This is a genomic window from Sphingomonas gellani, assembly GCF_900110035.1.
Taxonomy (GTDB): Bacteria; Pseudomonadota; Alphaproteobacteria; order Sphingomonadales; family Sphingomonadaceae; genus Sphingomonas; species Sphingomonas gellani.
Genome location: NZ_FOCF01000001.1, coordinates 493,866 through 516,134, shown reverse-complemented (window position 1 = coordinate 516,134; position 22,269 = coordinate 493,866). Strand labels below are relative to the sequence as shown.

16 protein-coding genes are annotated in these 22,269 nt (G+C 65.7%); 10 read left to right on the top strand and 6 right to left on the bottom strand.

Features of this window, described 5'->3' with window-relative positions; translation table 11 throughout:
* The first annotated feature begins 699 nt into the window (after positions 1–699).
* The 10 genes from BMX37_RS02650 to BMX37_RS02580 all read left to right on the top strand — a co-directional run bounded on the left by BMX37_RS02650 (position 700) and on the right by BMX37_RS02580 (position 19,658).
* The gene (locus BMX37_RS02650; RefSeq protein WP_093663892.1) at positions 700–1,089 is read left to right on the top strand and encodes a hypothetical protein; all 390 of its coding nucleotides are present in this window, start codon (positions 700–702) and stop codon (positions 1,087–1,089) included.
* Positions 1,090–3,521: 2,432 nt separating this feature from the next.
* Entirely contained in the window at positions 3,522–3,950 is a 429-nt protein-coding gene (locus tag BMX37_RS18380; protein WP_139197948.1) for a hypothetical protein, read from the top strand.
* Between the two features lie 7,194 nt (positions 3,951–11,144).
* Positions 11,145–12,743, top strand: a complete 1,599-nt coding sequence (locus tag BMX37_RS02615; RefSeq protein WP_139197946.1) for a hypothetical protein — start codon at positions 11,145–11,147, stop codon at positions 12,741–12,743.
* 66 nt (positions 12,744–12,809) lie between these two features.
* Positions 12,810–13,343: a hypothetical protein gene (locus tag BMX37_RS02610; RefSeq protein WP_093663884.1), complete on the top strand. Its 534-nt coding sequence runs from the start codon at positions 12,810–12,812 to the stop codon at positions 13,341–13,343.
* 20 nt (positions 13,344–13,363) lie between these two features.
* Positions 13,364–13,831, top strand: a complete 468-nt coding sequence (locus tag BMX37_RS02605) for a hypothetical protein (protein ID WP_212611378.1) — start codon at positions 13,364–13,366, stop codon at positions 13,829–13,831.
* Between the two features lie 13 nt (positions 13,832–13,844).
* Positions 13,845–14,351, top strand: a complete 507-nt coding sequence (locus BMX37_RS02600) for a TIGR02594 family protein (protein WP_093663883.1) — start codon at positions 13,845–13,847, stop codon at positions 14,349–14,351.
* Positions 14,348–14,728 carry a ubiquitination-like system serine protease family protein gene (locus tag BMX37_RS02595; RefSeq protein ID WP_244501349.1) on the top strand — a complete coding sequence of 127 codons (381 nt, stop codon included), beginning with the start codon at positions 14,348–14,350 and terminating at the stop codon, positions 14,726–14,728. Before BMX37_RS02600 ends, BMX37_RS02595 begins: the two co-directional genes overlap by 4 nt.
* Positions 14,725–15,150, top strand: coding sequence for a hypothetical protein (locus BMX37_RS02590; RefSeq protein ID WP_093663881.1), 426 nt, complete (start codon positions 14,725–14,727; stop codon positions 15,148–15,150). The genes BMX37_RS02595 and BMX37_RS02590 overlap by 4 nt, the downstream gene beginning before the upstream one ends.
* A gap of 148 nt (positions 15,151–15,298) precedes the next feature.
* The gene (locus tag BMX37_RS02585) at positions 15,299–18,517 is read left to right on the top strand and encodes a beta strand repeat-containing protein (RefSeq protein WP_139197944.1); all 3,219 of its coding nucleotides are present in this window, start codon (positions 15,299–15,301) and stop codon (positions 18,515–18,517) included.
* A 13-nt stretch (positions 18,518–18,530) separates the two neighbouring features.
* Positions 18,531–19,658: a hypothetical protein gene (locus BMX37_RS02580; protein ID WP_139197942.1), complete on the top strand. Its 1,128-nt coding sequence runs from the start codon at positions 18,531–18,533 to the stop codon at positions 19,656–19,658.
* 49 nt (positions 19,659–19,707) lie between these two features.
* On the opposite strand, the gene BMX37_RS02575 is transcribed toward BMX37_RS02580, so the two are convergent.
* From BMX37_RS02575 to BMX37_RS02550, 6 genes are all read right to left on the bottom strand, one after another.
* Positions 19,708–20,004, bottom strand: a complete 297-nt coding sequence (locus BMX37_RS02575) for a hypothetical protein (protein ID WP_093663878.1) — start codon at positions 20,002–20,004, stop codon at positions 19,708–19,710.
* A 3-nt stretch (positions 20,005–20,007) separates the two neighbouring features.
* On the bottom strand, positions 20,008–20,202 hold the full coding sequence (locus BMX37_RS02570; RefSeq protein WP_093663877.1) for a hypothetical protein: 195 nt from the start codon (positions 20,200–20,202) through the stop codon (positions 20,008–20,010).
* A complete protein-coding gene (locus tag BMX37_RS02565) occupies positions 20,186–20,380 on the bottom strand; it encodes a hypothetical protein (protein WP_093663876.1) in 195 nt (64 codons plus the stop codon). Before BMX37_RS02565 ends, BMX37_RS02570 begins: the two co-directional genes overlap by 17 nt.
* A 2-nt stretch (positions 20,381–20,382) precedes the next feature.
* Complete coding sequence (locus tag BMX37_RS02560; protein WP_093663875.1) at positions 20,383–20,613, bottom strand: hypothetical protein; 231 nt, start codon at positions 20,611–20,613, stop codon at positions 20,383–20,385.
* Between the two features lie 65 nt (positions 20,614–20,678).
* Positions 20,679–21,302 carry an SOS response-associated peptidase family protein gene (locus BMX37_RS02555; RefSeq protein WP_093663874.1) on the bottom strand — a complete coding sequence of 208 codons (624 nt, stop codon included), beginning with the start codon at positions 21,300–21,302 and terminating at the stop codon, positions 20,679–20,681.
* 91 nt (positions 21,303–21,393) lie between these two features.
* Positions 21,394–21,588: a DUF6961 family protein gene (locus BMX37_RS02550; protein WP_244501348.1), complete on the bottom strand. Its 195-nt coding sequence runs from the start codon at positions 21,586–21,588 to the stop codon at positions 21,394–21,396.
* Positions 21,589–22,269: the final 681 nt, after the last annotated feature.

Sequence of the window (22,269 nt, the reverse complement as noted above, 5' to 3'; positions counted from 1 at the left end):
GCTCGTTGCCGTGCGGGCGGTCTGTCCTGTGCGGACCATGCGGGTGGTCGTTCGGGCTGGGTGTGCGACGGGTCAGCTGTTTTCCTTTCCGGGCTTTGTCTGCGGGGTCGGGCGTTGGGTGCTGATCGCTGGGAGGATGGACGTGGGTCTTCCGATCGGTGTGGGGTGGGCCGTCGTTCTGGGCGTTGGCGCTGCCGCTCCTCCGGTTGTCGGCGGGTGCCGGGCCCTGCGCTCGGTGTGGTCAGGTTTGTGGGGAGCGGTCGGCCGGATTGGCTCGAGTTTCGCGCCGATGGAGTTTGCGCGGTTGAGGGGCGGCCCGGCGACGCTGTCGTGCTCTTTGGGCTGTGGCTGGCTTTCGGGGCGGTTCGGGGTCTCTGGGTGGGCCGTGGGGCGGTCGGTGTTCTGTTCTGGGGTGGCGGGGGCGACGGCTGCGTTGTTTTGGTTCCGTGTGGTGTACTGGTGGGGGGCTTTGGGGTTCTTTGTGGGGTTGGTGTTGTGTTGGCCGGGTTCGATGGCGGGTTCCGGCCCGGTGATGATGGCGAGCCGCAGGGTGGCGCTGTGCACCCTGGTGGTGTGGGGGGTTTTTGGCGGCTGATGCGGGATGGTGCGGCCTCGGCTTGGGTCGAGCCTTGTTCTGGGGTCGGCTGGCTCTGGTGGGTGCTTGGGGGGTCGGTGGGCGGTCGGCCGTGTGGCTGCGGGATGTTGGAGCTCGCCTCCGTGGGGGTCGCTGGTCGGGCTTTTTTGCGCCTGTCGGGCTCCAGGGGCGTGTTGCTGTTTTGGAGCGGCTTTTGGGTGGGCATTCGGGTCTACGGGTCGTGCCGGGTCGCTTGTTCGGTGGTGGGGTGCGGGCATGGGTACGGCGCCGTTGGTCTGCGCTCGTCGGTGGTGGGTGCGCTGTGGGTGCCCGTCGGCGTGGATGCGGGTGCCTTTGTGGGCGGTGCTCTGGCCGCGGTGCGCGTTGGGTTCGTTCTCGTGACGTGTCTGGCCGCCGGTATCGGGCAGGGGGTGTTTGTGTTCTGGGCGGTCTTTGCCGCTGCGTTGGTTGGCTTGGTCACTGGGGCGGTGGTCGCGTTGGTGGCCGCGTGGTGAAAGTTGGGCTTCGGGTTTGCGGCCAGCTTCGTCTGTCTGTCCGGCCGCTGGGGTGGCTCGCCGCCGCGGCTCCGGGGGTTCCGCTTTGCCGGCGCGGTTTGGGGCAGGAGGGTGGGGGTGGGCTGTGCCGGGTGGGGGTGGTTCGGCGGGATTGTGGGGCTCGCGCGGTGGGGCCGCGCCGCTTGGGTCACGTTGTTGCTTTGCTTCTGGGTCTCGGGCTGCGCGTGTGCCACGGCGTTTGGGTGGCCGCTCTCCGGTGTCTGGAGGTTGCGGTGTGTCCGGTCGCGGTCTGCTTTGGGCTTGCGGCTTTTGGGGCGGTGCTGCTCCGGCCTTTGTGGGTTGCTTGGCTCGGGTCTTTCCGCCTATGCGGAAGTTGGCGCTGCGGGGGTTCGTTTCGGCTTCGTGTTTGGGGGTGCGGTCGTGCGCACTGCGGGGCCGGTCTCCGGCTGGTTCTGGGGTTTTCGGATGGTCCTGGGCTGGCCTTTGTCTTCGGCGTTGTTCCTGGTTGGGGTTTTCCTGGCGAAGGTGTTGCAGGTGGTTTTCGGTGGGTTTTCCGGCGTCGGTTTGTTGTGCTCGACGGCGGCGGGTGTGATCCGGGGCGCTTTTGGCGGCCTTTGCGATGTGTTCGTCCTGCTGCTCGGCGGGGCGGTTGCTCGGTTCGGGGGCGTGGGTGTCGAGGTTTGCGTGGTTCAGCTCGCGGTCGGCTTTGTGGTGGTGGGGTTCGCGTATGTTCGGCCGTTCTGGGTTGCTGTTGTTCGTGGGCCGTTCTTTGCGGGCCATGTTTTGTCCGCCTTGATTTCTGCTGCGGCGCTGCTGGGGTGTTATGATGCTGGTGGTCGGTTTGGGCGGGGTGGTTCTGGGTTTGGGGTTCATTGCGAGTGCTGGGGTGGGGGGGGGGTCGGGGGTTCTTGTAGTCGGGGCTTTTCCTGTGGTGGTGGGCTGGTCTCGCGGGCTGGTGCTGTTGCCGGTCAGGGCGGTCCCGCTTCGGAGGCGTCCGGCTTTGAGGCGGCCGGGTCCGCCCCTGGCGGTGGGTGTTCGTTTCAGTGTTGCGGTGGCGGGGGGCTTCATGCTTAATGGTGTTACTATCATTCGTTTGGGGTCAGTTGTTGTTGGGGCTTTGCCGGACATGGGTAACTGGGGGTTGTTTGGTTCGTTTGGGTCCATCTTGGGGGGGATGGTGTGTGTCATGGCGATGCGGCGGGCGCTTAGGTTGTCGGGCCGGTTAGGTGTTTGAGGGGTGGCGAGCGGGGCGGGCTTCTGGGTCTCCACGTCCGCTCTGTTGGTTTGAGGTTTTCTGGTCTCGGGGGCCAGCTGGCGGATCCGGGGTGGCAGTAGGGTGTCGGCCTGTCTCGGTGTCGTTCTGCCCATGAGCTTTGCTTCTTGGGTGGGGGGCTTTGCTTTGCTGGTTGTGCCGCGGAAGTCGGTTCGATGGCGGTGTTTATCCTTGGTTGCACCTTCTCTGTTCTGCTGGGGGTTTCGGCGTGCTTCGTCGTTCGTGCGTCCAGCTGGGTGAGTTGGTCGGGTTTTGGTCGCGCGCGGATCGGGTTGCTTGTTTGCGTGGCGGGCTTTTGTTTGGTGATGTCGCGCCTTGTGAACTTCGTGCGCTTGTGTTATTAGGTCGGCGGGCTGCGGGGCAGGTCGGATCTTCTCCTCGGCGCTTTCGCGTGGGTGGGGGCGGCCGGGATGCGCGGCGTTGTTGACGGGGTTTGGCCCGGGTGTGTCTGTTTGTCGTGCGTCGCTGCTGTGGTGGTTTCCGTTTGGCAGGTGGTGTTGGCGTTGGTGGTGCTGATCGGGCTCCACCGGGGGCTCGCGGCGGTGTTCTGCCATCTGGTTGGGTGGGGTGCCCTGTTGTGTGTGGGGGGCTCCTCGTCGGTCGCGGTCTGCGCTCCGGGGGGATATTGGTTTCTTAATTTTGGTTGTTTTGGTGGCCGGCTGGTGCAGGTGGGTGCTGTTGTCGGTGTTGTGTCCTACTTGGTTGGTGGGCTGGGCCGCGTATTGTTGGCGGGGGCTTGCGGGGGGTGGCTCTTGGGAGCTTCGGCTTTGGTGATGGGCTGTTCTGGGCGTTGGATTGTGCGGGTGCTGCGTGTTTCGTCGGGAGTGGCTTTTGTGCCGCGGTTGGAGTGGTCCCGGCTCGCGTGGGGGTTGGGCGGTTTGACGATGTCGGGGGTGGTTGGTTGGGCCTTGTTGCGTGGCTGGGTTGCTCTGGGCTGACGATCTTGTTCTCTGCCTCGTGCTTTTCTGTCTTCGGCTTCACGTGGGGGGGGGGGGGGGCCCCGTGGTTCGGGCGCTGGGTTTCTCCGGCGTTTCTGCTGGGGGTTGGGTTGCCCGGCTCGTCTTGGGTGGCGGCTACGGTTGTGTGCCCCGCTTGTGGGGTCGTGGCTGTTGTGGGCGCGGTGTGGACGGCCTGGTCGCGGCGCTGGATGGGGGCTTGGTTGGTGTCGCTTTTCACGTCTGGGGCGGTGTGTGGCCTGTTGGCCGGGTGCGGGTTGGTGGCGCTGTTGGGGTTGCGGGTTCGGGTGGTGGCGCTGCGCGCGTTGTTGTGGCTGGCGTTGGGCGGGCCGGGGGCGCGCTTCGCGTGGGCGGGTGTCTTTGCGGTGTTGTCGGCCGGCGCGTGGTTGTTGGTGGGGCTGCGGTGGGCGGCGCTGGTCGGTTCGTTGTCGGCGCCTTTTTCGGGGTGGTGTTGGCCGTTCGGGGCGGTTTCGGTGTGGCCCTGGCGGTTGGGCGGCTTGCTGGTTGTGCTGTTCGGGGCTGGTTTGGCTTTCGCAGTGATGATGGTGGTCTTCGGGCGCTGGCGGTTGGCTCGTTGTTGGACTCTGCGCTGGCGTTCTTGTCGGGTGTGGGTTTCTGCTTTGTCTGGCTGATCCGTGGGTGCTTGCGGTCGCGGTCTGGAAGTCGGGTTTTTGCTCTTTTTTGGGGCTTCGTTTGGCCCTGTGCGGTCGTTTGTTTGCCTTTTCGGGGAGGTGCTCGGTCGTGTTGTGGGGGGGGCTGTGGTGCTCGATCGGGGGGCTTGGATCATTGTGCACCCTCGGAGCGGGCCCGGTCGGATTTGCGGTTTGGGTGACGGCCCGTCTGTGGCGCTTGCGGTCTTCGTTCGGGGGCGCTGTGGGGTCGCGGGCTGTGGGGGGGTGCTTGTTTGCCCTGTTGGTCGTTGCGCTTGGCCCTTCTTCCTGGGGTGTGATCGGCTTCGCGCCTCTCTGGTCGGGTCGCCTGGTTTGGTCGGGGATCGTGGGGGGCTGCGCGACGTTGCTGGTCGTCTGGGGCGTGGGCAGGCGGTTGTGGTCTCAGCGGCGGCCAGCCGTGCGGCGGTTCTCCGGTTGGTGGCTGCTGCGGTGCTGTGGTGTGGTGCTGGGGTTGCTGTCTTTGCGGCGCTTGTTGGCGGTTCGGATGCTGTGGGGGAAGGCGACGCGGTTGGGGGTGTTGTTCTGGGTGCGGGTTGGTCTGCTCTTTGTGGCGCCCGCTGGCGGGTGCATGTGGTGGTGGCGGCCGGTGGTGGCCTGTGCGTTGTGGTCGGGCCGTCTCCGGGAGGCTCGGGCGGGTGGGTGGCGGTGTTGCGGGGGCTTGTGGTCGGTGCCGTGGCGGGGGTCGTCGGCTCTGTGGCTGGTGCGCGTATGCGTTGCTTGGCGGCGCGGCGGTTTGCCTTTGTGTTGCGGGGCTTGGTTGTTGGTGTGTTTCGCGGCGATAAGGCCGTGTTGTTCGGTGTCGAGTTGGTTGGGCTGTTGGCGGTGGTTGCGGGGTTGGCGGTGTGCGGTGTGGGGGTTTTCTGGCGGGCGCTTTCTGTCGTTGCTTTTTGCTTTGGGTCTTTCATCGTTGTCTTGTGTGCTTGGACGGCTGTGTTCGGTCTGTTTGTGCGCTGGGTGATCCGGGTTGTTTCGGGTTGTCGGCTTTGGGTTGCCCTGGGGGGGCTCGCTTGTTTTGGCCGCGGGCGTCAGCCTGCTCTCTCCAAGCTTCGTGCGGCTCGGGTTTCGTGTGGTGCGTCTCGCTCGGGGTTTTTGTGTTATGTTGGTCTTTCTTTTGCGTTTTCTTTCGTCGTCGTGATGATGCGGCTGTCTGCGGGTGTGGGGGTCGTGCTGGCGGTCATGATCGCGTCTTGGACTCGGCCCCTGGTGGTCATGTGTTCTTGCTTGTCGGTGTGTTTTTCGTCTGTTGTTGAACTGTAGAACGGTTGCGTGGCTTGCGTCTGGTGTGCTTTGTCCAGGCCCGGTTCTGTTGGTCTTTTTTCGCGGTTCTTTGGTTCTTCGTTGTGTGGGGTCTCTTGTTACTTGCTTTGGTTGGTTGGGCGTGTGGCGGTTGTCGCCGTTGATTCTGCTGTTCCGTTTCTCGTGGGGTGGCTCGGCTTCTTTTGAGGCCGCCCTGCGACGGTGGATGAGTTTTTCGGGCCGCTTTGTTGTGAGTCCGCTGCGTCGGGGGCCGTTCTCTGGCGTCTGTACAAGCTGGCCGCGGGTTGGCGGGTGTCTTTTGCTGTCGGTGTGATCGGGTCAGTGCGGTTGCAGGCCGTTCTCTAGGCGGTGGCGGATGGCTTCGGCGTGTGGGTGGTGGTTGTGCTTCGGGTTGGCCTCGCTCTGGGGCGTCGTGTCTGGTGGGGGGCGGAAGGTGCGCATCGGATGTTTGCGGGTTGCTGGTTGGCCGCGGTTTTTAGGTGTGTGGTTTCTTGCGGCCATATGGGCGCTGTACTGGCTGCGCTGCTGGTGGGGGCGCGGGTCTGGGATTTGCGGGTCGTTCCTGCGCTCGGGGGGTCTGGAGGGCTCGGGTTTGGGTGTGATGTCTTGTACGCGGCGGGGGCTCTTTGGGGCCATGGCGCTTGGCCGTGTGGTTTTTGTGGTGCCTGCCGCTGTGCCGAGTTCTTGGGGGTTGGTGTTGCAGCTGGTCGGGGGCTTGGCTTGCTGGGTTGTGAGCTGCGGTTGGTCGGCGCCCGTGTAGCGGCCGGGGCACTCTGGTTTGTGGTGGTGCGCGGGGGGGGTGCTGCGGACGCCGGTTTTGTGGCCGGGCGCGGGTTTGTCCAGGGCCCGGGGGCAGCGCGTGTGCGGTTCTCGGTCGGTCTGTTTTCGGTGCCGCACGGTGGCGGTGCGCTGTGTGGGGGGGTCCTCCTGCGGGGCGTGTTTTGGGCTGTTGTCTGTGGCCGGGTCGCGTGCGGCGGTCGTGGCGTGGCCTCTGGGTTCGGTGGCGGTGGTGACGGCATTGGCTGCCTGGCTTGTCTCTGCGTTGGGTTCCGTGCGGGCTGCGCTGGTGCTGTGCCCCGTCATTTGGGCTGTGTTGCTCGCGCGGAAGCTGGCGTGGCTCAGCAGGGCGGGCGGCTGGTGTTTGGGTTGCGCCCGTGGGGCGCTCAGATCGGCTTTTGCGGGGGTCTCGGGGTGGGGGGGGAGGGCTTCTTCATTTTGGGGCCGGTTGGGTATGCGGGTGTGCACGGGTGCTCTGAGGTCTTCGGCCTCGCGTGTCTGTCGGTTTTTGTGTAGGCCTTGGTGTCGGTTGGTGTGGCGATGCCGACGGGGGTCTCCAGTGTGGTGGCTGGGTGTGGGGGCTCCGGTTCCTCGGGTGTCTGCGTCCCGTCCCGGTTTCCCTTCGCGGCGGGCGTCGGCTGTGTGTGGGGCCCGGTTGCCTGTGTGGTGGCGTCTGTGATTTGGCTGGTGGGCGGGCTGGGCTGCGCGAGTGCGGCCTGGGTGCCGGCCACCTGTCGGGGTAGGTTGTTCTGGGACCTCGCCGCGTCGGGGGCGCGGCTCCAGCGCGCGTTGGTGCGCGTGGCGTTCGTGGGTTTCTTGATGTTCGCTTCGTGTTGCGAGATTGGATCGTGGCTCGGCTTGCTGGCTTGGGTTTTGGGGAAGGTTGCGGCTTTGGTGGTGCGGTCGGGCGTTATCGGGGTGTCGACCGGTGTGATTGTTGGGTTCCCGTCGACCTTGCTCGGGTGCTTTCTGTGGTGGGTGGGGGTGCTCGGGGGGCTGCTGGGCGGCCTTTTTTGGTCGCCTGCGAGGGTGGTGGGCAGGGGCCTGTTCGGGGGGTCGGCGTGGCTGGTCTCGCTGCTGTCGGGCGGGTTTGTTGGGTGGTGCTGTTCGGACATGTGCGCTGGGCCGGGGTTGCTGGGCTTCCGGGCCGTGACGCTGTTGTCGCGGCCGTTTGGGGGGGCCGGTGGCTTGCTGGCGTCGCCGTTCTGGGTGTTCTTGGGGTGGTTCGTCTGTGGGCTCCGGGGTGCGGCGGGGTGGTTTGGTCATTGGACCTCGGCCATCGTGTGGCGGCTGTCTGGGTTCGTGGTGTCTATCTGCTCTTTTGCGCTGAGGGGTTTGAGGGTGCGTTCGGTGGTGGCAAGGGTGTCGTCTGTTTTGGGGGCGGCGGCGGCGGGCTTGGCGCCGGCGGCGTTCTGCGGGATTCAGGCATTCGCGATGGTCGGTGCAGGTGCGTTCGAGAGGTTGGTTGGGGTGTTTTGGTGGTTGGTTTCGTTGGCGGGCGGGGTCGGCTGGTTTGGTTTCGGCGCGGGGGCGCTGGGGCTCGCTGGCTGTATTGTGCTTTCCTCCCTTTTCGGGAGTGTGTTGGCGCTGTTCGTTGGGGTTTCGTGCTATTTGCAGGCCTTTTGTACGCTTGGTTGTTCGGGGGCGGTCCCGGCTGGGGCGTTCGTCCGTTTGTTCGATGGGGTGGGCCTTGGGTTGCGGTCCAGGCTTGCCGTTTTTTGGCGGCTGGTGGCTTCGCAGGTCGTGACGCGGTGTGCGGGTTGGGGGACCTGGTCGCTTCTGCTCCCGTTGGCTCCTGCTTTGGTCGGTGTGGTCTGGGTGGTGTCGGGGGTGGGGAGGGCGGGTGTCGTTGTGTCGTAGGGGCCGTTCCTGGTCCTCCAGTTTTTTGGGTTTCGTGGTCTGGGGGTCGCTCTTGTGGTGGTTGACCTTGGCAATGTGTCTGTCGGCCGCCGGTGGGTGGGCGAGCATTTCTGTGCTGTGCGGGACTCTCCGGCTGTGGTCGGTGCGGCGTAGGTTCTTGGCGGGGCGTGTCGGTCGGTTGTTGCGCGCGTTGGCGGTTATGTGGATCGTTTCCGTTGTTTGTTCGTTCGGGCCGGCGCTGGCGGCTTTGTTTGTCTGCTGGGTCAGTTTCACGGCGCGTGCGGTGGCGCTCGTGGCGGCGACGGGGGTGCTGCGGGGAGGCTGTGGGGTGTCTGTCGGGGGCTTTTGCTGGCTTCTTAGGGTGCGGCGGCCGGCCGGCGGGATTTGTCTCGGGTTTAGGCGCCGACCGCTTGGAGCCTGGTGGCTACTCTAGGGTCGCTGGCGGGTCTGCGGGGTGCTTCTTTTGTTTCGCCCGGTCGGGATGGGCTGCTGGTGGTTGTTCCTGGGCGTTGCGTTGCCTCGGTGCCACGGCGTGCCCCTGTGGTTGTTGGGCGGCGGGTCGGTCTGTTTCGGGGGCTGGTGGAGGGTGTTGGTGGGGAGGTCTGCGGGGGCCGTGTGGCTCTGGTTGTCCCGGGGGGCCGCGGCTCCGCGGTGGTGGCGGCGGTTTGTGGCTGCGGCGGTGGGGATGTGGTCCGCGTGGCGCGGGGCGCGTGAGGGTGGTCTGCTCTCCGGGCGGTTCGATCTGGCTGGTGATGTGGTTGAGGCGGGCGTGCCTTGGCTTCCGGGCTTGTTGGCGGGGGGTGACGGCCTTTTTGGGCGTCGCGCCGGTGGTGGCGGGTGGCTTCGCCCGGCTGCTGTGGTTTTGTCTGGGTGTGTCGTTCTGTGTGGGGGGGGCGGTTGCTTGGGGGCTTGTGGCGCTGCGCTCGACTGGGGTTGGGTGTCTGGCGGGTGGCCGGTTTGCTTGGTTGTGGTTGCGGGGGTTGTTGGCGGCGTTGGGCGTTGCGCTCTGGACTGCTACGTTCAGCTCTTTGCCGCTGCCGGTGGAGTGGGTGACCGGGTGGTGAGGTGTTGCGGCTGCTGGTTGCGCTCTTGGGGCGGCCGGCTTGTGGTGCGGGCTGGGTCTTCTGTGCCGGCTTGAGGTTCCCTGCGGGGTGCTGGTGTGGCGGGGGGTCTCCCCGTCTGCGCCGTGGTCGTGGTTGGTGCGGTCGCGCTCTGGGTGGGGGGCGCGTGTGTTGCGCGCGGCCAGTCTCCGGGTGTATGCGTGCGCCGTCGGTGGCCGTTTGCGTATGGCTTGCGTGCGGGGTTCGTGGACGTGGCTCGTGTTCGGTCCGTCTATCCGGTGGGGGGTGTTCTCGCATGTGTTGTGCGGCGGGCGCAGGGCGAGCGGGGCGTTCGTTGTCCGGTTCGCGTCCTGGGCTTCGCGTTCTCTGGGGTTGCTCGGGTTGACCTGGGGGGCTGTGGGTGTGGCGTGTCCCGGTTCTGATTGCAGGTCAGCGGTTGGGGCGTGTGGCATGCTTTTTCGGTGGTTGTTCGGTTGGGGGCACGTGGCGGTGACGTTTTGGGGTTCGGATCCGGTCTGTGTCGGGCCGTTGGTGGTGGGCCGGATCTTGGTCGTGGGGGTGCGGTCGGCTTTATTGCCTGCTGGGTTGAGGGACTCGTGCTGGCGGGCGGTTGTCGGCTTCGTCTCTGTATCCTTTGTGCCGCGCGTGTTGGCTCGGCCGCTGTCGGCGTTTGCGCTGCTGCGCGCGTGTGCCGTGGCCGTGGTGTCGACGTTGATGGCGGGTGTGTGCGCGGGGTTGTGGCTTTGGCTCTGTCTTTCGTGTATTGCGAGGCTGCCGGTCTTGGGGTTGTTGCGGTCCTTTTGGCTTGGGGTGTGCGCTACGCCGGCGCGTTTGTCTCTTTTTCTTGGCGTGTTGGGCGCTTCGTGGGCGGTGTGGCCGTTGCAGCGCTGGGTGGCTTGGCCCGGGGTGGGGGCTGTGGTCGGCCGCCTGGCGGGGGCGGCCGCCGCTGTGCCGGCTTCGCTTCTTCCTGCCGCGTTTTTGGGATATATCGGTGGCTCCGGCCGGGCGGTTGTCGGTGGCCTGTTGGTTGCCCTTGGCGGTTGGCTTGTCGATCTGCTTGGTCGTGCTGGCTCTGGCGGGGAAGGTGGTGCGTTGCTGGGTCTGGCTGGCGGGTGGCCCGTGCGGGGGGTGGCTGCTGTGTTTTGCGCGTTTGTCGACGGCGTCTGGGGCTGTGTTTCGGTTCGTGGGTGGGTTGGTGGTCTGGGGGGTGTCCACGTGGTCCTTGTTGTTTCGGGTGGCGGTGACGAGCTTGGCGGCGTTTCCGGCCACGGTGGGGTTGTGGGGTCGGCGTCCGCTGTGGTGTGCGATTGGGGTTTCCTTGATGCGGGTGCTGTGGGGTCCGTTCGTGGTGTTGGGCCGCGGGCTTTCTAGTGTGTCGCGGGTGGTGTTTCTGCCGGCGGGCTGTGGTTCGGCCGTTTGCGGGTCCGGCGTGGCGTCGTTGCTGCGGGTGCCGATGGGCGCTGCTGGCTTGAGGGTCCTTTTCGGTGTTTTGGGGGCGCTGGCGTCGCTTTTGTGGGGGTGCTGCGGGTCTTGGTGTGGCTTGTCGGGTGGGGCTGGCTCGGCGTCGGTGTGTCCGTTCAGCGCGGTTTCTGGTCGGGGCGCGTGGCGTGTTTTCTGGCGGTCGGGGTGCGTGGGCGCCGGCTTGGCGGGCGCGGGGGTTGCGGTGTTTGGGGTCGCCGTGTTGTGGGTTCCTTTTGCCGCTCGTCTGTTTCTGGAGGCTGTGGCTATGTCGTTACTGCGCTGTGTGGGGGGTGGCCCGCCGTTTGGCTGGCTGGGCTTTCTCTTGGCGCCGGGGGGCGGCGGTTTTTGGTGTCTTGGTGTGGTCGCTTTTTTGTCGGGTGTGGCGGGTGGTGGGCTCGTGTTGCGCTTGCTCGGTATGGATGGTTCGCTGGCGTTGCGTGGGTGCTGGTACCTGGTGGTTCCGGATTTTGTGTTTGAGTCTGCTTGGACTGGCCTGGTCGTCGCGGGGCCGGTTGCGCTGGGGGTGGTGTGATGTGTGCTCCTGTTGATCGGGGGTTCTTCGCCCCTTTGGTTGCCGGGTTCGGGGCTTTGCTTGGTCGGTGGTGAGTGTTTCTGCGCTGGGTGGTTGTGCATTCTCTTTCCTGGGCCGGGCCTTGGGGGGTTTGGGGGGGGGTCGTTGGTGGCCTGTCTCTGCTGTTGTCGGCCGTCGGCGCTGCTTCATGGATCGGGCTCTGCCTTCGTGCTGTGGGATCTGTGGGCCCGCTTCTTTTCGCCGATCAGCTGGGCCGGGCGTCCTTCGTGGTTGTTGCTTCGTTCGTTGCGGTGGTGCGCTACGGGGTGGGCGGTGCGGGCTGTGCCGGTGCGTGGGGTTGTCTGCGTTCGGAGTTCGTTTGGCCTGGTGGCTTTCTTCTCGCCGGTGGCGGGGGATTGGTCGGCTGGTTCTCGCGGTCCATGGCGGTTTTGGGTTGGGGATGTTGGTGTGGTACTGCCCGGCATCGTCCTTGCGGTCTCTGGCGCGAAGGACGCCTATGTCCGGCATTGCGACCTCAGCTACACCACCGACCTGCCCAGCAATGCGCCTTCGGCGAAGCACATGGGCATGCGAGTGCTGGGCATGGAGGGCGCGCAGATTGAGGACGTGGTGACCCACGGCTTTCCCATCGCTGTCGGCATGGACGCCTCCTATCTGGCGCCCTTCCGCCTGTACAATCAGGACATCACCTTCCTACGCCCGCGATTCTACGACTCGCAGACGGTCTTCCAGATCTACGAATGTCGCGGCACGCTGCGGATTACAGAGCCAAGGACCAGCTGTTCCCTCGGCAGCACCGACTATTCTGTCTTTGCTGACGCACAGACCAATCGCGAGGTGTCCACTGTCGCAGGCAAGCCCACCGAACTCGGCAACCTGATAGTCGAGCGAGCGGACGTCCAAGGGGTGTCGATGTTCATCTCGCAGGACGGCACCATGGGCCGGCTAGAGGTTTCGACCAACGCCGTCATTGGCAATGCCAGCACCTCTAACGACGACAAGCGCCGCGGTGCGGTGATCTGCGGCGGCCTGGTCGGATTTCCGTCGTCCACCAAGATTGCCGACAACGACTTCATGATGACGGGACCCGATGCGGCTCCGTCGATCGTCGTCGGCTGCGACCAACCCGGCGACCTGGTTGAAGTGCGCGGCAATGCTCTCCCGGAATCGCCTACCACCACCCCGATCTTCGCCAACGGCCTGCCCGCCTTCTACTCGGACGCAAGGGAGCAGAGGCCATTCACCGGCCGCGTCAATCTGGGCACGAACAGTATCCACCGGGTCGGCACACTGGCGCAGGTTCGCGACGGCACCCCGATGCCCGCCCCTGCCAAGCCGGTCGTCGCCATCTGGACCCGCAACCAGGTGAAGGTGATCGAGGGGCCGGACAACATCTTCACCAAGAACGCGGGCGGCTCGGACTATGACGCGGCGTTTTGGAGCGCCGAGAAATACGCGTCGGACTTCGAACTGGTCTATCGTCTGGGCCAGATCAGCGCGCGGCTGCGGGTCGGGCTGGCGTCAAACCCCGGTCAAGCCCCCTATGGCAACATGGACTGGTGTATCGAGTATCAGGCCGCCCCGAACGGCTACGTACTGAGCAGCGGTGCCTATCTTTCGCTGGTTGGAGCTTATGATCCAACCACGATCGAGCGCTGGCGCCGGCAAGGTTCGCGCCTGATCTTCTCGCGCGGCGGCGTCGACATGTTCGACACAGCCGTATCTCCCGATACCGCCTTCGCGCTTCAGGCAGCCTTTGCCCGCGTCAACGACAGCATCGAGATACTGCGCTTCGGCGCGATCTGATCGGAGCATCATCATGACCATCATCAACACGCGCGGCCGTGAGGCCGGGCGGGAGGGCGCGCGCCTGTGAACAACGCCAGCTATGCCGCGCAGGCGGTCGCCCGCGGGCCAAAGACGCTCGCCCCGCCCTCGTTCGATGGTCAGGGATGGCTGGTCGCTCTGAACCTGGGCGCGATGACGGCGGGGTGCCTGATCGCCCTCATGGTAGTGGTGACGCTCGGCACCGACTGGTTTCGCTATCGCAAGACCGATCGACGACTTTCGCCTGCCTGGGTGTGGCGGGCGTCGATCATGCTGTTCGCCACAGGCATCGCGCTCCGCTGTGGCGCGGAGGCGGTAACGCTGTGGGGCTGGGACCCGCGCGAGCCGGAGGCGACCGCTGCATTCCTGACCGCCAAGCGCTTCGTTGATCCGGTGGCGGTCACCTGCGGCCTGTCGGGGCTGTTCGTGTCAGTTCTGTCGCTCCCCGGCATGCTTCGCCAGCTACGCCGCCAGCCCTTCCCGCTCGACCTGTGGCAGACGTGGCCGATCGTGCAGCGGATGATGTGGCTGGCGGGAGCGAGCATGCTGGCCGCGATTGCCGTGGTGTCGCTGCGATGATCTGGCGTCTGGGGGCAAGCATGACCGCGATCATCCCCGTCGCGGCAGCAGCGGCACGCAACTCGGGCGCGACCCTCGCAACGGCCGAGCCGGTGATCTGGACGTTCTTCGGCAGCCCGTTCCAGGCTGGCAGCATGGTGGCGGCCGTGTTCGGCTGTGGTGCCGCTCGCTGGTGGATCGGGGCGGGTGCGTCGCTGCGCAAGATGCACCGATGGAGCGTCGACATCCCGGTCAGCGGCATGGCGCTGGCGGTGTCGGCCGGCGTCATCATCGAGAAGAGCCCCGACCCGCTCTACGCGCTGCTGGTCGGCGCCGGCCTGGGTGTGCTGGGCGAAGGCATCTTCGCGCTGGCGGAGCGCCAGATCGAGCGCCTGACCGGCGGCTTAATCGCACCGGAAGCCGGCCCGACCGCACGGCCGCCCGTTCCAGCCGGGGACGCCGAGAGCACGGCCAAGCTGCTCAACGACATCTTCCCGCCCAAATCCTGACAGGAGAACAACCATGGCGAAAGAACCAGCGTGGCTGATCGCTGCGCGGGCGAAGCTCGGCACGCGTGAAGCGGCCGGGCCCGCCAACAGCCCTACGATCATGGGGTGGGCCAAGCGGCTCGGCACCAAGGTGCTGGGCATGGTCTACAATGCCGACAGCGTGCCGTGGTGCGGGCTGTTCGTCGCCACCTGCATGGACGAGGTGGGCATTGCGCCCGCTCCGATCGCGGTGCGGGCAAAGAGCTGGGCGACGTGGGGCCAGAACCTCGCAGCCGACAGGCTCGCGCCCGGCGCGGTGCTGGTGTTCGAACGGCCGGGCGGCGGGCATGTCGGCTTCTATGCGGGCGAGAACGCGACCGCGTACCGGGTTCTGGGCGGTAATCAGGGCGATTGCGTCAGCCTGACGTGGATCGCGAAGAACCGGTGCGTTGCGCGGCGCTGGCCGACCGGCCGTGCGGTGATCGGCGCGCCGGTGCAGCTGGCGGCGTCGGGTGCGCCGCTGTCGAGGAATGAGGCGTGACCCGGCTGCTTTCAGCGGTCCTTGCCGATTACGGGCCCGGCATGGTCGCGTTCTGGTGTCCCGGATGCCAGAGCAACCACCCGATCCGCGTCGGCCCTGAAGGGCATGGTGCGTCGTGGGGCTATAACGGTAATCCCGACAAGCCGACCTTCACTCCCTCCGTCCTGATCCGGACCGGACACCACATCCCCAGTCAAGCGGGCAAGCGCTGTTGGTGCGACGCCAATCGCGAGCGTGTGGAGCAGGGGAAAGAGCCGTACCACTTCACCTGTGATGTCTGCCATTCCTTCGTCACTGAAGGCCGCATCCAGTTCCTGTCGGACTGCACTCACGCGCTGGCGGGGCAGACGGTCGATCTGCCGGAGTGGCCCAAGTGACGGCGGCTCTTGCACTGCTGCGCCGCTTCTGGCCTGCGATCCCGGTTCTGCTGCTCGCCCTTTGGGCGGCCCGCCTCGACCAGCTGCGGGCCGGCTACCGTGCTGACCTGCTGGCCGAGCGATCCGCGCGCCAGCTGGACGCCGCGAACGGCCGCGCCGCGCTGGCTAAGGCGGAAGGAAGCTACGCCACGCGCCAGGCGCAGGCGACCGCCACCTATGCCGATCGCCTCGCCACCCGCGAGCCGATCATCCTCCACTCCACCAACACCGTGAGGGAATATGCCCAGACTGCTGCTGGCCGGGCTGTGTGCCTTGGCGCTGACCGGGTGCGCGGCATCGATGCGCTCGACGCCAGTCTCTTTGCCGACGATCCCGCCCGTGCCGGCGGAAGCGAGGAAGAGGTGCCTGCCGACCCCCACTGAGCGTCAGCCCGACGGCTCCGCCACCTCTGCTGATGCGGAGGCGACGATCCGCGCCGCCCGCGCCGACCTCGCCCGCTGTGACGCTCGCCGGCAACTCGCCGTCGACGCCTGGCCCCGCTGACCACCCCGCCACCCGGAGAAATCATCTATGGCCTACAACATCCCGACCCGTAGCGGTCGTGGAGCCGGCGCATCTGTGCCCTATACCCCTGCGCTCAGCGACCTCGTCCTGTCGGGGGCATTGGTCGCGGGCGTTGCGTCATCGGGCACGATCCTGAACGCCACGCCCGGCTCCACCATCACCAGCAGTCTGTCCGGGCTGACGGTGAACAGTGCGGCGCGCACGTACAGCTACAACGGATTGGGTTCGCCCGGCACTACCTCGGCCGCGCTGACCGAGACACTGGCGGGTGCAACCTACAGCCCGCGCAGCAATGCTGTCACGATCGTTGCGGGCGCGGTGCCGGCGTTCACCTCCAACCCTTCTATTAGCCCCGGCAGTGGAAGCGCCGATGCCACCTTCACTGGGATCGATGGTGCGATGAACAATGGTGGCTCCATCTTGGGCCGCCGCTGGCTGCTGAACGGAACAGCGATCGGCACGGGGACAACGATCGTTCCCGGCGCGGCCGGCGCGTTGGTCCTGGAGAACACCGGAACTGGCAACGTCGTAGCAACTTCGGCTTCGGCTACGGTTTCAGCAGCTACCCCCACCCCGACACCTACACCTACACCTACACCGACCCCCACGCCTTCCGGCAATGCAGCGCTCCTGGCAGCCCTCGCCAAGGACGGTACTGACTTGGTGGCTGTGGCGGGAGGGTCTCGCGATCGGCAGAACGGCGTTGGTGCGGGTGGTCAGGTTCGCTCGCTCGCCAGCGGCGGTCTCACATGGGCATGGGCGCTCGGCCGGCGCTTCAACACCAGCTGGTACTATTCGACCGGTGTAGACGCGAACTCGAACAACATGGGTGGCATGCTCTTCGCCAATGACGGCGAGGGAGCATGGTCGACGTGGCGTCGCCTGCCAGCGGTGATCGCCTCCGACGCAAAGGTCGTCATCATCCCGATGTCGTCCAACTCCGTGCAGTTCAACAACAACGATATTACCGGCAAAGACCTGGGCACCCAGTTCTCCGCTGCCAACTACGTCGGCCTATACCAGCAGATCGCTCAGCGCCTCATCGCCGCCGGCAAGGCGGTCATCATCGGCGACTTGATCGAGCGGGGCGTCTACCTCTCTGATGGGACGACGCAGGTCGGTGGCGTGTGGGTTTCTGGCTCGCAACCGCGCAGTCAGGTGCCGATCATCAACGCGACGATGAAGGCATGGTGCCAGCAGCAGGGTATCCCGTTCCCGGAACTCTCGCCGACTATCACGATGACCCAAACCAACGGGTCCAACACGGATCGTGTGCCCGTTCCGGCTTACGTCCGCGCTGACAGCACGCACTGGTCTACGCGCGGTGCAGCGGTGATCGGCGGCATCTACGATGCGCTGTTCGCCTCGCTGGGCTGGGCTACGCAGGTGCCAGATAGCACAGCGGCTGGAAACCTGTTCACCAATCCGACGCTGACCGCGTCGGGTGGTGCCGTAGGCAGCGGCTTCGCGGCCGGTTCAACGGCTCCTGCCGGACTCAGCACTGCCCGCAGCGGCACCACGTCGACCGTTTCCAGCGCCAGCATCATTAAGGGCGGCAAGACTTGGCTGGAGTTCACGGTCGATCCGGCCGCGATGGCCGATGGCGTTCAGGAAGCCGTCACCATCACGGTGGCGGTGCCGGCTGTTACTGTGGGCAACTGGTATGCCGGTCGCGCGCGTTTCGAGATCGACGCATTCGACGCCGGTTATGGAACGCCGCAGCCAACTCTATCCACCGGGGCGAACAGCAGCTGGGCGTTGATGGCGATCGATGAAGGCGGGTCCGGTGTGACCGACCCTACCAGCACCCGCATGGGACAGGGGCCGGCTGCGGCCTACGCTGTTGAGGTCGAAGGTATGCCGGTCAAGGCATCGTCTACGTCCCTGTCTTTCCTGATTCGTCTGCCGTCGTGGCGCAAGTCGCCGGGCGGTCAGACCATGAAGGTGCGCGTCACTGACATCGAGGCGCGTCAGGTCACCGATCCGTCACTGCTGATGTACGACGAAACCAACACGACCGCGCCGACGCTCACCAGCTCGGCCACGCTCACAGCACCGGAAGAGCAGGCGTTCTCCACACAGCTGACCGCTTCCAAGCCGGTACGGTGGTCGTTGACCGGCGACGACGCGGGCCTGTTCACCGTCACGACCAATGGTGTGCTGGCACTCACCCCGACGCCGGATTACGAGGCACCGGCAGACGCCAATGGCGACAACGTCTACAGCCTGAACGTCGTCATGACCGACTTCAATCCGAACGTGCCGGCTGTGGTGAAGCCGATGACGCTGACGATCAGCGACATCGCTGACGGCACACTCTACACCTTCAACGGCATTGCCGACGGCACAGACCTAGCTGACGCCTATCCAGGCTGGACGCGCGATGGAGCATCTGGCGGCCTGGTCATCTCGGGCAACGCTCTGAAAAATGCATCTACATCGAACGGAAACGTCGCCTATCTCGCGCCGCAACAGGCCGACAGCGTGGACATGCAAATCCGCTGGCGGGCCACATCGGCATCCGCGACCGTCAAAAAGCTGCTGCGCGCCATAGACAGTGCCAACAGCATCGTAATTGTGGAAAACTCCGGAGCGATGGCCGTTCGGCAGCGTATTGGCGGAACGGAGACGACCCTCGCCACGATCGCAACTACTGGCGTGACGGGGGCAGGCGTGTCAGGCAACGCCGCCCCGAGCGGTGACGGTCTGTGGACCGGGCTGGCAAACAACCGGCGCTACATCGCCGACATCACGGCGGGCGTGCTGCGCGTCTTTCAGGATCAGGCGTTGGTTTGCACCATGGGTGTTTCGGGCCTGTTCGACGGCAACGGGGCACTGGGCACCGGCGGCGCTGCGCTGCCCGCGTCCAAGCGCACGGGCTTGATGACCAACACGTCGAGCGGCTCCGCTAACACCATGGAAGACTTCAACGCCCGTCCTGCGAGCACGATCGCGGCGAAGGTGGCGCTCAAGGCGCTGACCCTCACCAATCAGACGTTGGTGGCGGGACAAGCCTATGCAGGCACGGTCAACAATTACACCGGCTCACCCAACATGACGGTGACCACGGACGCCAGTGGCCTGTTCACCATGGACGGCTTCAACCTGCGCTCCACCGGCCCGCTGGGCGCGAGCGGCACGTCCTACAGCGTGACCGTGACGGAGCCGAACGACAACGCCGCCAATGCGCCACGTTCGACCACCTTCACCATTGTCGTCCCGTAAGGAGTAGCCGCTGATGAAACATGCAATCCGCGCTCTTTGCGCGCTCGTCCTAACCTGCCTCGCCGTGCCAGCGGCCGGACAGGTCGTCACCGTCGCCGCTCCGCTCCCTGACAAGAGCGGCGATGGCCGGGTGACCGTCACCAGCCAGGCCAAGGCCCTCGGCGTCGCCAGGGGCACGGTCCTGACCCGATGCGGTTCGACGCTGGTCTATGTCGGGCCGAAGAGTGTGTGCCCGCCACAGCCGCAGGCGCTGGCCGTGGCTGCCGCGCCGGCTGCTCCCCGGCTGGCGAACCCCGGCACCTTCACCACCACCCGCAACTTCAAGGCGGCGGGTGGCGGCATCGCCAACATGCGCTTTACCGGGCTGGGCACGATCAGCCGGCCGCGTGGTGTGGTCCCCGACCTGACCCTGCGCGACATCCAGGCGGACGGTGCCAGCTTCATCCTGCGCAATTTCGAGGGCAGCGACGCCACCCCGCGCGTGACGATCGCCCGGGTCACCAGCCTGAATGCTGGGCCTGGCGGGTTCTACTTCCGCGGTTCGTCATCGGGCACGATCACCGACGTGCGGATCGAGGCGACCAAGCCGAACACGCAATCGTCGAAGGTCCCGGCCGGGATCGGGTTGGCGGGCAAGAACGCGGACGACAATGGCGGGCCGTGGACGATCAGCCGGTTCTACATTCGCGGCATGCAGTCGACGGACGGCATCTTCAACGGCGACGGGATCGCGACGGAGAAGGGCTATCACGATATCACGATCACGGACGGCTATAGCGGGTGGAACCGGGATGCAGGCTACGACATCAAGAGCGTCCGCACGACGCTGAACCGCGTGGCTGCCGAGGGGAACCGGCGCAACTTCAAGGTCTGGGGCGACAGCGACTGGGGCATGATCACCAGCATCGACCCCTGTCAGCCGGGTCGCGGCGAGTGCGCGCATGTCCAGGTGCAGGGCTCCATCCGCCTCCACGTCGCGCGGCTGATCGCCCGCAGTGGCAACCCCACGCCACTGTTCCAGACAGAGGGCGGTATCCCGACGATCACCGTCGACGCGTGCGACCTGAAGCTGCCGGTCGGGACGCCCCTGCTGAAGGGGAAGGCAGTGCTGCATCTGGGGCCGGGCTGCGCGGCCGAGTGAAGCAATCCCCGCCCACTCGCGGTCAGTGGGCGGGGCGAAAAGACGCCGTTCACCCCCGCAAACGACGGTGCAGCCGCTTCCACTCCACCTCGGTACGCGGGAACGGATCGGCCGGTGTGGGCGGCTCCGGTGTAGCCTTCAGGCGCACTCCCCTGCCCTGACATTCCGCGCACCTCACCCGGTAGCGCAGCGCCTCCAGCTGCGTGTTCCAGCTTCGCAGCAGCGCATAGCGGTTGAGGCGCGCGGCGTCGAAGATGTGCACCCGCCCACACGGGCAGATCAGCTTCACGTTGGCCTTGTGCTTGATCAGGTCCGACAGGCTGTCGAGCCGGGTGTTTGCACCCACGGCTTAGGCCCGCGCGGCGCGGATGAAGATCGCTGCATGGTCGCGGTACTTCTCCTGCCAGAACTCGCCGGCTTCCGCCCATGCCGGGAGGTCCATCACCCGCGTTCCCTCCCACAGCCGCTCTGCCATATGCTCGATCAAGCCGTCTTCGTCGTTGGCGGTGCAGATGCGGCAGCGGCCGTCAGTGCAGTCGGCCATGGGAAGCGGCTTCTACCGCGCTGATCACGTAGGTGAGATACAAGGCCTCGTGCTGGTCGTCGCACTCGGCGAGCAGATCCTCCAGCCAGTCCAAGGCATCGAGGTGGCCGACGTCGGCTATCAGTTCTTGTGCGAGCATGTGCGCTTCGATCTCGCGCTGTTCGTTGGGCCGCGCCATGCTCAGTACGCCAGCCAGTCGACCTCGGCGTCATCCAGCGCCGAGTGCATGTCGCCGTCCGCCTGGAGCGCGACCAGGCGCTTGCGGACCGCGTCAGGGTCGCCGTGCTTTGGAAAGCCGCGATCGGCAGCGGCACCTGCCGCAAGCTGGCCGAGCAGCCCTCCCCTATCCTTTTGTGCGATCAGCCACGCTCCGAACGCGGGCTTGGCTGGTGTGTAGCGGTCCATGTCCATGGCAGGTCCTGTGCGAATCGGGGTCGCCCCGGATGTACCATGTTCCGCGTTTGTTCTTCTAGCTGTCAGCTGCTCCGGGTCGGGAACACGGGGCCACGCACGGTCATCTTGTCGGCCGGGAACGGCTCCTGAAGAGCGATTACGTCATCCGGCGTTCCCGTCAGCCACCTGTCCCAATCCGCCTCGTGCAAGATGGTGATCATGGCTTTGGGGTGGATCGGTGCCACGAGCTCGTTCGGGTCACAGGTGACCATCGTGAACCCCTGCCCCTTCACCGTCATCTGCCAGAAACCAGCGACGGCGAAGATCGGCTGATCCGGGACCGCGAACCACATCTCACCCTTGATCGGCTTGCCCTCGCCCACCTGGTGCTTGTCAGGCGTCCATTCGCAGAACTCGGTGAGCGGCACGAGGCAGCGTTGCGCCGGGTCTGCGGCGAGCGCCTTCCACTGCGGCAGCGTCAGGTTGCGGACGTTGGTCATCGGCCAGGGCGCCTGCCCGCCCAGCACGTCCCATGCCATCACGTCCAGTGTGCGCCGGCCGCGCTCCTCCCGCACCACATAGGCCTTACTCTTCGGGTAGAGCTCGACGGGATCGCTATTCGGCCGCACCACGTCTTGCGCCCAGCTGGCGTTGAAGCGGGTGAACAGCGTCTCGGGTTCGCTGGATAGTCGCGCGCGATTGCACATCAACCGAACCCGAACAGCGCCGCAGTGCCTGTCAGGGCCAATATAGCGAACCAGAAGGCGTCGCGACCAACTGCGTTCCACACGGCCAACATCATTGCACCGACCCCGGGCGGATCAGCTGATCCAGTTTCGCCGCGATCTGGCGAAAGCGCTCCACGCCCGCACTGTCCCCCGCGAGGGCCAAACTCGCCACGCGCGCGGCGATCCATACAGCCGCCCGGTCGCCATGCATCCGGTAGATCGCCAAAGCCTCGGCCCATCGCTCCTGCTCCGGAGTAAACATCATGACCTAGACTATCAGATGAAAACGGGTCAGCAAGCAGGCTGAATCACTTGTTCATTTCTGCATTTCGGCGACATATGAGAGCTTATGACGCTCGCACCTCAGCCCCATTCACAAGTACCGCCAAAACCCCCCGCCATACGTGATCGCGGCATATGGGGCCCGCTGGCAGGCGTGATAGCACCAGTGCTCGGAGCCCTGTCGGGCGCATTATATTCGGCCGGCTTTGTCTACAAGCTTTTACTACTGCGAGCTTTCGGAGTGCCAGAGGGTTTAATTAAAGACAGCCTACAAGACACGCTTGCGCGCGGATACCTAGTGATTGTTTATACAGTCTGCTTACTTGCTATACCTATGCTTGTGATAACATTGCTGCGACGCAGGTGGGCTCAAAGGAGGCACTCTACTCGTCACCACCTTGCAAAAACGGGAGCAACGGGCGTGTCGAGGTTTTACTTTCTTCTAGCCTGCGCTGTTTCAGCGCTGACTTTCGGCATTGGAACTGGCGGCGCGCAAGGCCTTCTAGACTATTACACGGTTGTGCGCAGGGTGTCCGCCGGCTGCGCTTCCGGCTGTAGCGCCTACCATGTCAAGGGACGTCCGCTTATCGTGGGGGTTGCGATCATGGGGGATGCTGACCGAACACTGATCGTTGCCGAGGATGGTGCCTCCATAGTCGCAAAC

Bases quoted from the DNA above. Each gene is read 5' to 3' on its own strand.
- BMX37_RS02565 (WP_093663876.1), bottom strand. From the start codon at position 20,380: ATGGCGCGGCCCAACGAACAGCGCGAGATCGAAGCGCACATGCTCGCA.
- BMX37_RS02570 (WP_093663877.1), bottom strand. From the start codon at position 20,202: ATGGCCGACTGCACTGACGGCCGCTGCCGCATCTGCACCGCCAACGAC.
- BMX37_RS02555 (WP_093663874.1), bottom strand. From the start codon at position 21,302: ATGTGCAATCGCGCGCGACTATCCAGCGAACCCGAGACGCTGTTCACC.
- BMX37_RS02560 (WP_093663875.1), bottom strand. From the start codon at position 20,613: ATGGACATGGACCGCTACACACCAGCCAAGCCCGCGTTCGGAGCGTGG.
- BMX37_RS02605 (WP_212611378.1), top strand. From the start codon at position 13,364: ATGACCGCGATCATCCCCGTCGCGGCAGCAGCGGCACGCAACTCGGGC.
- BMX37_RS02600 (WP_093663883.1), top strand. From the start codon at position 13,845: ATGGCGAAAGAACCAGCGTGGCTGATCGCTGCGCGGGCGAAGCTCGGC.
- BMX37_RS02580 (WP_139197942.1), top strand. From the start codon at position 18,531: ATGAAACATGCAATCCGCGCTCTTTGCGCGCTCGTCCTAACCTGCCTC.
- BMX37_RS02550 (WP_244501348.1), bottom strand. From the start codon at position 21,588: ATGATGTTTACTCCGGAGCAGGAGCGATGGGCCGAGGCTTTGGCGATC.
- BMX37_RS02585 (WP_139197944.1), top strand. From the start codon at position 15,299: ATGGCCTACAACATCCCGACCCGTAGCGGTCGTGGAGCCGGCGCATCT.
- BMX37_RS02650 (WP_093663892.1), top strand. From the start codon at position 700: ATGTTGGAGCTCGCCTCCGTGGGGGTCGCTGGTCGGGCTTTTTTGCGC.